Annotated in this window: 11 protein-coding genes; 1 reads left to right on the plus strand and 10 read right to left on the minus strand. The window is 66.7% G+C overall.

Annotated features, from left to right (window positions below; translation table 11 throughout):
* Position 1: 1 nt before the first annotated feature.
* The 4 genes from K3F48_RS13940 to K3F48_RS24905 all read right to left on the minus strand — a co-directional run bounded on the left by K3F48_RS13940 (position 2) and on the right by K3F48_RS24905 (position 4,564).
* The gene (locus tag K3F48_RS13940) at positions 2 to 2,077 is read right to left on the minus strand and encodes a sigma-54-dependent Fis family transcriptional regulator (RefSeq protein ID WP_255609019.1); all 2,076 of its coding nucleotides are present in this window, start codon (positions 2,075 to 2,077) and stop codon (positions 2 to 4) included.
* A 133-nt stretch (positions 2,078 to 2,210) separates the two neighbouring features.
* Positions 2,211 to 2,765 (minus strand): DUF1097 family protein, encoded by a 555-nt coding sequence (locus tag K3F48_RS13945; RefSeq protein WP_222576044.1) that lies wholly within the window; start codon positions 2,763 to 2,765, stop codon positions 2,211 to 2,213.
* A gap of 115 nt (positions 2,766 to 2,880) precedes the next feature.
* A complete protein-coding gene (locus tag K3F48_RS13950) occupies positions 2,881 to 3,282 on the minus strand; it encodes a hypothetical protein (RefSeq protein WP_222576045.1) in 402 nt (133 codons plus the stop codon).
* Between the two features lie 184 nt (positions 3,283 to 3,466).
* A complete protein-coding gene (locus K3F48_RS24905) occupies positions 3,467 to 4,564 on the minus strand; it encodes an SCO family protein (protein ID WP_222576046.1) in 1,098 nt (365 codons plus the stop codon).
* A gap of 428 nt (positions 4,565 to 4,992) precedes the next feature.
* Here K3F48_RS24905 and K3F48_RS13960 point away from each other — a divergent pair, with 428 nt between their 5' ends.
* A complete protein-coding gene (locus K3F48_RS13960) occupies positions 4,993 to 5,493 on the plus strand; it encodes a copper chaperone PCu(A)C (RefSeq protein WP_222576047.1) in 501 nt (166 codons plus the stop codon).
* A gap of 2 nt (positions 5,494 to 5,495) precedes the next feature.
* On the opposite strand, the gene K3F48_RS13965 is transcribed toward K3F48_RS13960, so the two are convergent.
* The 6 genes from K3F48_RS13965 to scpA form a co-directional block, all read right to left on the minus strand.
* A complete protein-coding gene (locus K3F48_RS13965) occupies positions 5,496 to 6,638 on the minus strand; it encodes a DNA cytosine methyltransferase (protein WP_222576048.1) in 1,143 nt (380 codons plus the stop codon).
* A gap of 159 nt (positions 6,639 to 6,797) precedes the next feature.
* Positions 6,798 to 7,211, minus strand: a complete 414-nt coding sequence (gene rplQ / locus K3F48_RS13970) for a 50S ribosomal protein L17 (protein WP_222576049.1) — start codon at positions 7,209 to 7,211, stop codon at positions 6,798 to 6,800.
* Between the two features lie 118 nt (positions 7,212 to 7,329).
* On the minus strand, positions 7,330 to 8,349 hold the full coding sequence (locus tag K3F48_RS13975; RefSeq protein ID WP_222576050.1) for a DNA-directed RNA polymerase subunit alpha: 1,020 nt from the start codon (positions 8,347 to 8,349) through the stop codon (positions 7,330 to 7,332).
* Between the two features lie 88 nt (positions 8,350 to 8,437).
* Complete coding sequence (rpsK, locus tag K3F48_RS13980) at positions 8,438 to 8,827, minus strand: 30S ribosomal protein S11 (RefSeq protein WP_018267194.1); 390 nt, start codon at positions 8,825 to 8,827, stop codon at positions 8,438 to 8,440.
* 113 nt (positions 8,828 to 8,940) lie between these two features.
* Complete coding sequence (gene rpsM, locus K3F48_RS13985; protein WP_222576051.1) at positions 8,941 to 9,309, minus strand: 30S ribosomal protein S13; 369 nt, start codon at positions 9,307 to 9,309, stop codon at positions 8,941 to 8,943.
* A 464-nt stretch (positions 9,310 to 9,773) separates the two neighbouring features.
* A complete protein-coding gene (gene scpA / locus K3F48_RS13990) occupies positions 9,774 to 11,936 on the minus strand; it encodes a methylmalonyl-CoA mutase (protein WP_222576052.1) in 2,163 nt (720 codons plus the stop codon).
* Between the last annotated feature and the right edge of the window lie 4 nt (positions 11,937 to 11,940).

An 11,940-nucleotide genomic window follows, 5' to 3' on the forward strand; every position in this document is an offset into this window, starting at 1 on the left:
GTCACCTCTTCGAAATGATGCGCCTGTCGCTCTGCAGTCCGTAGCGCGCCATCTTGTGGTAGAGAGTCGCGCGCGTGATGCCGAGGCTGCGCGCCGCCTTGGCGATGTTGCCCTTGCTCGAGGCGAGCGCGAAGCGCACGGCGCGCGCCTCCCAATCGGAAAGGTCGAGCGGCGTCTCGCCGCTGTCCTCCGGCGCGCGCTCCCCGAACAGCGAGGCGCCGACGCTGCGGCGCGAATCGACATTCAGCTCCTGCAGGAAATCGACCGGCAGATCGTCGAGCCGGATGACCGTCTCTTTCGCGACGGCGATCGACGAGCGCAGCACATTGCGCGCTTCGCGAATGTTGCCGGGCCAGGGATGCTCGAGGAAGACGCGCCAGACGTCCTCGGCGAATAGGAGCGGCTCGACGACGTCGAGCGCCTCCTGCTCGAGCCGGAACAGATGCGCGAGCAGGCGCAGCCGATCGGGGCGCTCGCGCAAAGGCGGCAGCCAGAGCTGCACGCCGTTGAGGCGATAATAGAGATCGCGGCGAAACGTTCCCTTCTGCACCATTTCCGGCAGGCTGCGATTGGTCGCGGCGACGACGCGCACGTCGACGCGGATCGGCTTCGACGAGCCGATCGGCACGACCTCGTTCGAATCGAGCACGCGCAGCAGCGTCGCCTGCAGATCGGCCGCCATGTCGCCGATCTCGTCGAGGAACAAAATGCCCTTGTCGGCCTCTACGAACTTGCCCGGCTTGCCCTTGGCGCGCGCGCCGGTGAAGCTGCCGCCCTCATAGCCGAACAATTCGCTCTCGATCAGCTCGCGCGGAATGGCGGCGCAATTGATGGCGACGAGCGGACGGTCCTTGCGCGGCCCGCTCGCATGCAGGCGGCGCACGAGATGATCCTTGCCGACGCCCGACTCTCCCGTGATGAGAATCGGAATGTTGCGCTCCTGCAGTCCGGACGCCTTGCGCAGAGCCGTCTCGAGCACGCCGTCGCGCCATTCTCCGTCTCGGGCGGCGTGCGGCGCGATCAACGGCTCGACGCCTGGCGCGGCGCGGTGCGCGGCCGCGGCTTCCGCGTCACGGCGGGGCGCGCGATGGATTTCAGCGACGAGCGGAGGCGCGCCGCGACGGGCCACGGTCACAGCGCGCCCATCGGCGTTCGCCGCGCTCAACGCCGGCGGCTCGAGGCCGATCGCCGTGCGCGCCTCCTCGCCGATCAGCGCTTCGGCGTCGCCCGCCTCGAGCAGCTCGACGCCGATGCGGTCGACGCCCCGCACATGTCCGTCCGCGGCCACGAACAGGCGCCCGCCCGCCGCATAGCGGCCGCCGCCGGCTCCGAGCGGGCTCGCGCGCAAGCGAAGGATATAGCCGTCGGAAACGAGATATTCGAACAGGCTCGCCTCGAGCAGGCGGCGCGCGATCTTCAAGCTGCCGAGCATCAGCCGCGCGCTGTCGCGGCGCGCCGAGACCATGCCGATGATCGCGTGAATGCGTCCGTCCGGCCCGAGAATGGGGCAGCCGGCCGTCGCGAAGCGGTGCAAAGCGCGGTTGAAATGCTCCTTGCCGTCGAAGGCCGCGGGCTCGCGCATCAAGCTCGCGGCGCCGACGCCATTATTGCCGAATGCGGCCTCGCTCCAATCGGCGCCGACGCGCGTCATCGGCGCGCCGCCGGGCGATATTTCGAGGCCATGATCGAAGAACTGGATCAGCGCGGCGTCCGGATCGGCGAGCAGCAGAGCGACCTCGGCGTCGCCGAGCAGCGCGCGCAGATCATAGGCCGCCTCGGCGAGATGAGCGGCGGCCGGGGAGAGCGAAGCGTCCATATTCGGCGCGCGACTCTCTGCGTCGCGCAGCCGCGGCGCGAGATCGGCGCCCGCCGAGAGCCCGTGCTCGTCGATGCAGCGCGCCCAAGCCTCGGCCACCTGCGGACGCACCCAATCGGCGCCGCCCGGCGCCTGTCCCGTCTGCCGCATCCAGTCCCAGGCGACGCCGGGACGATCCACTCCATGGAGCCCGGCATCCTCGCCGCATGGGCGCGGGCCGGCCGGCTTGGCGCGCTCGGGGAAAGGCTGTCTCACGGCCATGTCGCTCAACGTCGGTCCTCCCGAATTCCTCATCGGCGCGCGACTCGTCGAACGGACGCGCGAGGCGTTCGCCGCTCGCCGCGCTCGAGGCGCGGCGAGCGGCTTCTCGAAGCTTCGTATGAGGAGGTCCGCCTCAGGCGCTCGTCGCCGACCGAGTCGGCGAGCGCCCCAGGGGCAGGCGTTTTTCCGCGGCGTCCGCGAGCGCGTCCGCGGCGAGGCCGAGCAGCGCGCCCGCCGCGAGCGACAGGAACGCCACGAGGAAGCAATTGTCGGGCGCGAGCGCGACGATCTTGTCGGCGCCGCCGACCGCCGCGCAAGCCAGCAGCGCGGCATAGCCGAGCAGCGCGACCGAGAGCGAGCCGAGGCCGGGGAGGCGCGCCACATAAGCGAGCGCCGCGAGCGTCGCCGCCGCCGCGATTCCCGTCCACGCCGCCGCGCCGAGCGTCTCGCCATAGGGGAGCTGCGTGACGAGAACGAGCGCCAGAGCCGCCAATGCGGCGCCGAGCAGGAAATGAACGAGCGCTTGCTTCAGCCCTTCGAGCTTGCTCCCGAAGTGGCTGTAGCCGGCCCAGCCGATCAGCAGCGCGAACAGCTGCGCGCCGTGCGGCGCAACGGGACCGAAGGCGAGAAACGCGGCGAGGCCGCCCAATGCGCCGATGCTCACGGCGCGGATGATCGAAAGTGCCATGACTCAAATCTCCGCTGGTTGCGCGCGATCTCTGATCGGCGCATGTCGAATGAGACCCGATCGGAGTCCGTCTCGAGCGAGCGGAACCGCCGATGTCGTCGCTATGTTTCGGGAATCAGACGAAGCGCGCGGGTGGCGCGCGCGGAGACAAAGGCCGCAGCTCGGGAGCGGCGATCACGGCGTCGATGCGATATTCCGGCGCGACGGGCGCGCTGAACATTTCGAGAGGCCGAATGGTGATCGGCGCGCGCTCGACGTCCGTTTCGATCAGCGAGCTGCAATGCAGCAGGCAGCACGGGCCGACATGATGCGCCTCGGCCGGCTCGTCGTTCGATGTCGACGTCGACGTCGACGCTTGGACGGTCTCGCAGACGCCGCCGAACAGAGCGACGGCGCGGTCCGCCGTGGCGCCCGTCGCGTAGCCGATCGAGAACATTTGCAGAAGCAGGAGGAGCGCCACAGCCGCGCTGACGGCCGTTCGCTCGACGCCATGCATGATCCGGCTGGATGTTCTCAATGTCGCTTACTCTGTGTCTCGGTCGCTTACTCTGCGTTTCGGCGAGACTTAACGCTAGGAGCGCCGTTGAAAAGGGTCAAGCGAAGCGGCCTGCGCCATTGTGCGGCATGTTGTCGCGCGTTGAAATTACGAGGTAATCTCGTTCGTGAAGGGCGTTTCGGATGCGACGCGCGCCGCTTTTTCGTCAGCCGGCAGCGTCCGTCTCCTCATGCAGGAAGGCTCTCAGCCTGCGCGTCGCCATGCCGCGATGATCCATCAGGGAGACGCCGTCACGCACGCGCCCGTGCCTGTCGACGAGATAGACGAGCGTCGTGTGATCGATCGTATAGCCGCCGCCGTCCAGCGGGGATTTGCGAAAATAGACGCGAAACGCCTGCGCGGCGCGCGCGATCTCCGTCTGCGAGCCGGTGAGCGCGATGACGCGGCCGTCGAAGGGGGCGATGAAATCGGACAGCGCCTTCGGCGTATCGCGCTCGGGATCGAGCGTGACGAAGACAATGGCGAGGTTCGCGGCTTCCGGCCCCAGCGATTGGATCGCGTGCGTCAGCTCGAGCAGAGTCGCCGGACACACTTGCGGACATTGCGTGAAGCCGAAGAAAGCGGCATAGGGCCGCCCGCGCATCGTCGTCTCGTCGACGATGGCTCCGCTGGTGGAGGTGAGACGAAAGGACGGCTCGCGCAACGGCGCCGGGCGCGCGTCGCTCGGCTGTTGCGACCATCGCCACATCAGCCCCGCCTGCAGCGCGGCCGCGGTGAGCGCGATGACGGACAAGCGCCGCAGCATCGCGCTGCGGCGTCGCCGCGACGCATCGGTCGCTTCCAGTGCGCGTCCGACCACCGTGCGAACCTCGACGATCGCGCCTTCGTCATTCAGCGCCGAAATCAGATTTTTTAGGAGCCTGTCGCGCTCGCTCGGGGTTTCGTGGCCGGCGATCTGCACGATGCGATCGGCGCCGATGAGCTCGACGCGCGCGCATTGGCCGAATTTGTCGACATGGCGATCGACGCTGAGGCCATTGGCTCTGATCCTGCGGCGGTCCACCAATCGCTCGGCGACATAGCGCGAGACGCAGACGACGCCGTCCTCGATCTCGACGCGCTCGACGATCGGCGGTCGGACGAAAAGCGAGGTCGCCCGCTCGAAGGCGGTCGCGACGGAATGCAGGAGCGCACGGAACGCCGGAAGCTTGCGCAAGTCGCCCGCAGCCTTGGCGAGATGGTTGCAACGGGCTTCGTCTTCGGCGTTGGCGTCGATCCGATGAGAGGAGCGCGAAACAGGCACGTGCATTCCTTGCAAATGAGAAAGGCGTTCGGCTCGGTCGAAGAAGCTTGGTCCAAGAAGCCTAGTCCAAGAAGCCTGGTCGAAGAGGCCCATTCGGACGAGCCGCCGCGAATGGCGACCGAACCGCGCACGATGTGTCGCCGCATAGAATAGGAACGCGAGTGAGACGACGTCAATGAAACCGATGCACTTTCACATGCGACTGGACGTCGCGTGCAATAACTGAACAAGAGCATTGCGTCGTCTCCCGTCGAGATCGTCCCGCCCATGTCGATACATTCGTATGAAATCCAGCCGTCGCGACAATAGGACGCAAGACCGCCTGACGCCTGCGTCCGCGCTGCTTTCTGAGTGTGTCTTCGTTTCTTTTCGCAATGGCGCCGAAGTTGCCGTCCTCACCGCCATCTCGTCCTCGCTCGGGCTCCGACATGCAGCCTTCGCTCTCTCATGCGTTTCGCTTGTCGCGACGCGATCATCTCCTTCTCGCCTTCGTCGCGAGCTTGTTCTGCGTCGCCGCGGCGACGCTCGACGCCGGCGGCGACGCGCCCGCTCCGCTGCGGATCGAGCAGGCCCGCTGCGATCCGGCTCTCGCGGGCGGCAAGGTCGGCTCCTGCACGCTCGTCATTCGCAATCCCGGTCGCGAGGCGGACCGGCTCGTCGCGATCGAAATGCCCGGCGCCGATCGCGTCGAGATTCACTCGATGAGCGTCACGGATGGAATCATGCAGATGCGCCGGCTCGCGCAAGGCGTCGACATTCCCGCTGGAACGACGGTCGACTTCCGCGAGCGCGGCTATCATCTGATGGTGGTCGGGCTGAAGGCGCCGCTCGCGGCGGGCGATACGATCGAAGCGACGCTGAACTTCGAGCGCAGCGGCCCGCGGCCTGCCGCGTTTCGTGTCGAGAACGAGCTGCTTCAGATGCGCTGAGCTCACGCCGCGCGTCGCGCGCGCATCGCCGCGAGCGCGGGCTCGAAGAGATGCGCGGCGAGATGGCGCACGACAGCGACGACGACGCCGTCGCCGGTGAGATGATAAGCATCGGCATAGCTCGCCGGCAGCGCGTAATCCTCCGGCAGGCCCATCAGCCGCGCCGTCTCGCGCGCGGCGATCAGCCGGGAGCGCAGCCGCCCATGCTCGACGACGAGAATGCTCTGGCGGCTGGAGCCGCCGGCCGGCGTGCGCAGGCAGCCGGCGACATCGTCGAAGCGCGCTTCCGCACGCTGGATCTTCTCGCCGCCGGCGCCGTAGCGCGTGCGCCTGTAGAGCGCGCCCACCATTCTGCGGCCGGAAACCTTCGCCGCCTCCACCTTGGCGCGATTGACCGCGCTCATCATATCGAGGAGCGCGCGGGTTTCGGCGGCGCTGCGCCAGGCGACGCCGTCCGGCTCGTCGTCGATGAGATCGGCCAGCGTGAGATTGCGCGCGGGCGGGGGTGGCAGCCGCCACCACAGCCATTGCGTGCGCAGGCTCTCCGGCAGTCGGTCGAACGCCGTGTCGAGCGCGCGCGTGCGCCAGAGCGGCGTGGGCGCGTCGGAGAGCAGCGCGGGCGCGAGCGGCAGATCCGCGCGCGCCGCGACGATGAACAGGCGCGGCCGCGACTGCGGCACGAACAGCGCCGCGTCGATGACGAGCGCGCCGAAGCGATAGCCCTGCTCGGCGAGCGCCGCGCAAATGGCGGCGAAGTCGCGCCCGCCATGTGAGGTCAGCGCACCGCAGACATTTTCGAGCGCGAGCAGCGGCGGATGGCGTCCCTCCACGCGCAGCGACGCGATGAGGCTCCAGAAAGGCCAGAACGCGCCCGAACGCGCGCCGCCCAGGCCGGCGCCGACGCCGGCGAGCGAGAGATCCTGGCAGGGAAAGGAGGCCCAGACGAGATCGGCGCGTCCGGGCAGCCGCGCGACCTCGAGCGCGCGAACGTCGCGCTCGACGAGCTCGCCGCCGCCCCAATTGGCGCGATAGCTCGCGCATTTGCGCGCGTCGAAATCATTGGCGAAGAGGCACTGCCAGCCGGGTCCCAATCCGGCGCGGACCATGCCGCCGCCGGCGAAGAATTCGTAATAGGTCGGCGTCATCTCGGATCTCGCCCTTCGCCGCGACTATCGACGATTCGGCGCGAGAACGCCATGTCGCGGGCGCAAAGTGTCACGGGCGCAGCGACTTCGGCCTGCGAGAAACAAAAGGGCGGCAGCCCGCAGGCGCCGCCCCTCGAAAATGCGACGAGGAATTCGGCGTCAGGCCGCCTCTTCCTGCGTCTGGACAGGTCCCGAGTCCTTGCCCTTGGCGTCGACGTCGCGATCGACGAATTCGATGACGGCGAGCGGGGCGTTGTCGCCATAGCGGAAGCCCGCCTTCAGCACGCGCGTGTAGCCGCCGTTGCGCTCCTTATAGCGCGGGCCCAGCACGTCGAAGAGCTTCTTGACGAGGTCCGGATCGCGCAGGCGCGCGATCGCCTGGCGGCGCGCGTGCAGATCGCCGCGCTTGCCGAGCGTCACCAGCTTCTCGACCACTGGACGCAGATCCTTGGCCTTCGGCAGTGTGGTGACGATCTGCTCATGCTTGATGAGCGCCTGAGACAGATTCATGAACATCGCCTTGCGATGCTCATGCGTGCGGTTGAACCTGCGCTTCGCGCGACGGTGATACATGTGGCGGTCTCCGTTTTTATGCGGCCGCCGTGCCAAGGAACGGCCGTCGAGAGCGAATAGAGAGTAGCGAGTAGCGAGTAGATTTTGTCTATTCGCTACTCGCTATCTCGCTATTCGCTCAATAATGCTCTTCGAACCTCTTCGCGAGATCGTCGATGTTCTCCGGCGGCCAGCCCGGCACTTCCATGCCGAGATGCAGGCCCATCTGCGCGAGAACCTCTTTGATCTCGTTCAGCGACTTGCGGCCGAAGTTCGGGGTGCGCAGCATCTCCGCCTCCGACTTCTGAATGAGGTCGCCGATATAGACGATGTTGTCGTTCTTCAGGCAGTTGGCCGAACGCACCGAGAGCTCGAGCTCGTCGACCTTCTTGAGCAGCGCCGGATTGAAGGCGAGCTGCGGGATCGACGGAGCGGCCTCCTCGCGACGCGGCTCCTCGAAATTCACGAAGACGCTGAGCTGGTCCTGCAGGATGCGCGCCGCATAGGCGAGCGAATCCTCCGGCGAGATCGCGCCATTGGTCTCGATCGTCAGCGTCAGCTTGTCATAATCGAGCACCTGGCCGGCGCGGGTGTTCTCGACGCGATAGCTGACCTTCTTGACCGGCGAATAGAGGCTGTCGATCGGGATGAGGCCGATCGGCGCGTCCTCGGCGCGGTTGCGGTCGGCCGGCACATAGCCCTTGCCGGTCGCTACCGTGAACTCGACGCGAATCTCGGCGCCCTCGTCCAAGGTGCAGATGACGAGGTCGGGGTTCAGAATCTGCACGTCGCCGGGCGTCTGGATGTCGCCGGCGGTGACCGGGCCGGGGCCGGTCTTCTTGAGCGTCATGCGCTTGACGCCCTCGGCGTGGTTCTTGATCGCAATGTCCTTGATGTTGAGGACGATGTCAGTCACGTCCTCGCGCACGCCGGGAATGGAGGAGAACTCGTGCAGAACGCCGTCGATATGGATCGAGGTGATGGCCGCGCCCTGCAGCGAGGAGAGGAGAATGCGGCGCAGCGCATTGCCGAGCGTCAGGCCGAAGCCGCGCTCGAGCGGCTCGGCGACCGCGACGGCGATACGGCGCGGATCGTCGCCGGCCGTCACCTCGAGCTTGCTGGGCTTGATGAGTTCCTGCCAGTTCTTCTGGATGCTCACTGTGGCGCCTTTCCTTCAGCTCGGCCGGGCTCCGCACGCGTCGCGCGACGCCCCTCTGCAATTCGTCCCGATCAACGCTCGCGGCGCGTCAGACTCGGCGGCGCTTGCGCGGACGGCAACCATTGTGCGGAATGGGCGTCACGTCGCGGATCGAGGTCACGGTGAAGCCCGCCGCCTGCAGCGCGCGCAGCGCCGACTCACGGCCCGAGCCGGGTCCGGAGACCTCGACCTCGAGCGTGCGCACGCCATGCTCGCCGGCCTTGCGCGCCGCGTCCTCGGCGGCCATCTGCGCGGCATAGGGCGTCGACTTGCGCGAGCCCTTGAAGCCCATCGTGCCGGCGGACGACCAGGACACGGTGTTGCCCTGCGCGTCGGTGATGGTGATCATGGTGTTGTTGAATGTCGAATTCACATGCGCGACGCCGGAAACGATATTCTTGCGCTCTCTACGGCGAACGCGCGTGGTCTCTTTGGCCATGTCTCTCTCGTCCTTCGAACGCGCCCGTAATGCCGGGCGCTAGGGCTCGATGGGGCGACGCGGGCGCGCCGCCCAGGTGATCGTCGCGGCTCACGCCGCGACACGGAAAATACTTACTTCTTCTTGCCGGCGATCGGCTTCGCCTTGCCCTTGCGGGTGCGGGCGTTGGTGTGGGTGCGCTGGCCATGCACCGGCAGCTGGCGGCGATGGCGCAGGCCGCGATAGCAGCCGAGATCCATCAGGCGCTTGATGTTGATCGCCACCTCGCGGCGCAGATCGCCCTCGACGAGATAGTCGCGGTCGATCGTCTCGCGGATCTGCAGCACTTCGGCGTCGGTGAGCTGGGCGACGCGACGCTCCGGCGGGATGTTCACCTTCTCGATGATCTCCTGCGCCTTCTTCGCGCCGATTCCATGGATATATTGGAGCGCGATGACGACGCGCTTGTTGGTCGGAATGTTGACGCCGGCGATACGTGCCATAGGTCTCGTCTCTCCATCTCGAGGGCGAGCGGGAAGCTCGCCGGTGTTGCGCCCGCGTCCGGTGGAGGCCGGCCCTTGCGGGTCGTGATACGACAACGGCTCCGTTCCCGCTGACGCGAAACGGAGCTTCATGCCGTGATCGTGAAGTCGCGCTTCCTAGACGAAAGAATGCGCCGCGTCAAGTCGTAAAAGCCAACAATGCACGGAACTCGCCATCCCGGCTCTCATCCTGAGCGCCCCGCAGGCGCGTCTCGAAGGATGATCCAGAGCGCGCGCGGCGGCCACCCTTCGAGACGCCCGCTTCGCGGGCTCCTCAGGGTGAGGGGTTGGTTGTCTCGGTCACGCCCCGAACGCCCTTCGCCTCAGAGCTTGTGAATCTTTCGATTTTCGCGAATTTCGACCTCCGTCAAATCAGTGACCTAGAGGGCGCAGAAACGCCGAAAATCCAATTGATTCACAAGCTCTCACGCCTTCGCGCGTTCCCGCTGCGCATAGCCGAGCCGCACATTGAGCTCATCCAGCACCCGCGCCGCCGCCTCGGGAATATTGGTGCCGGGCGGGAAGATCGCCGCGGCGCCGGCGTCGTAGAGCGCCTGGAAATCCTGTTCCGGGATCACGCCGCCGATCACCATCATGATGTCCTCGCGCCCTTCCGCCTTCAGCGCGTCGCGCAGCTCGGGCGTCAGCGCCAGATGGCCGGCGGTCATGGTGTTGACGCCGACGATATGGACTTTTTCCTGCGCTGCTCGCGCGGCCACTTCCTCCGGCGTCGCGAACAGATCGCCGATCACCACCTCGAAGCCGAGATCGGCGAAGGCAGAGGCGATCACCTTCTGGCCGCGGTCGTGTCCGTCCTGGCCGAGCTTGGCGACGAGAATCTTCGGCCTGCGCCCCTCGTTTTCGGCGAAAGCCGCGGTCATGCCCTGCACGCGCTCCACCTTGTCGAAATTCTGGCCCGCCTCGCGCGCATAGACGCCGGAGATCACATTGGCCTTGGGCTTGTGGCGGCCGAACACTTTTTCCAGCGCGAATGAGATCTCGCCGACGCTCGCTTTTGCACGCGCGGCCTTCACGGCGAGGTCGAGCAGATTGGCGCCGCTCGTCGCCCCCTCCGTCAGCGCGTCGAGCGCCGCCTGCGTCGCCGCCTCGTCGCGCTCGGCGCGCAGGCGCCGCAGCTTCTCGATCTGCGCGGCGCGCACGGCGGAATTGTCGACCTTCAGCACATCCGGCGCGACATCGTTCAGCGGCCGATATTTGTTGACGCCGACCACCACCTGCTGGCCGGTGTCGATGCGCGCCTGCGTCTTGGCCGCGACCTCCTCGATGCGCTGCTTCGGCAGGCCTTGCGCGATCGCCGCCGCCATGCCGCCCAGCTTCTCGATCTCCTGAATATGCGCCCAGGCCGCTTCCGCGAGCTCGGCGGTCAGCTTCTCGACATAATAGGAGCCGCCCCAGGGATCGATGATGCGCGTCGTGCCGCTCTCCTGCTGCAGCACGATCTGCGTGTTGCGGGCGATGCGCGCCGAAAAATCGGTCGGCAGCGCCAGCGCCTCGTCGAGCGCATTGGTGTGCAGCGATTGGGTATGCCCTTGAGTCGCCGCCATCGCCTCGACGCTGGTGCGGATCGAATTGACATAGACGTCCTGCGCCGTGAGCGACCAGCCGGAGGTCTGGCAGTGAGTGCGCAACGTCAGGCTCTTCTCGGACTTGGCGCCGAGATCCTTCATCAGCCGCGCCCACAGGAGGCGCGCGGCGCGGAGCTTCGCCACCTCCATGAAGAAATTCATGCCGATGGCGAAGAAGAAGGAGAGCCGCGGCGCGAAAGCGTCGATGTCGAGCCCGGCGGCGACGCCGGCGCGCACATATTCGACGCCGTCGGCGAGCGTGTAGCCCAATTCGAGATCGGCGGAGGCGCCCGCCTCCTGCATGTGATAGCCGGAGATCGAGATCGAGTTGAACTTCGGCATATGCTTGCTGGTATAAGCAAAAATATCCGAGACGATGCGCATGGAGGGCAGCGGCGGATAGATATAGGTGTTGCGCACCATGAATTCTTTTAGGATGTCGTTCTGAATCGTGCCGGTCAGCTTCTCGGGCGGGCAGCCCTGCTCCTCGCCGGCGACGATGAAGAGCGCCAGCACCGGCAGCACGGCGCCGTTCATCGTCATCGACACGCTCATCTGCTCGAGCGGAATGCCGTCGAACAATGTGCGCATGTCGTAGATGGAATCGATGGCGACGCCCGCCATGCCGACATCGCCGGAGACGCGCGGATGATCGCTGTCATAGCCGCGATGGGTGGCGAGATCGAAGGCGACCGAGAGGCCCTTCTGCCCGGCGGCGAGATTGCGGCGGTAGAAGGCATTGGAATCCTCCGCCGTGGAGAAGCCGGCATATTGGCGGATGGTCCAGGGCTGGGCGACATACATGGTCGGATACGGCCCGCGCACATAGGGCGCGACGCCGGGGAAGCCGTCGATGAACGAAAGTCCCTCTATGTCCTGCGGCCCATAGGAGTTTTTGATCTCGATCCCCTCCGGCGTCAGCCAGCGGCGCGCGGCCGCGTCGGGCGCGGAAACCTTGGTCGGAGCGAAGGGGATCGACGCAAAATCGGGAATTTTGGACATTTCC

The sequence above is a fragment of the Methylosinus sp. Sm6 genome, from assembly GCF_019802345.1.
In the GTDB taxonomy this organism is placed as follows: domain Bacteria; phylum Pseudomonadota; class Alphaproteobacteria; order Rhizobiales; family Beijerinckiaceae; genus Methylosinus.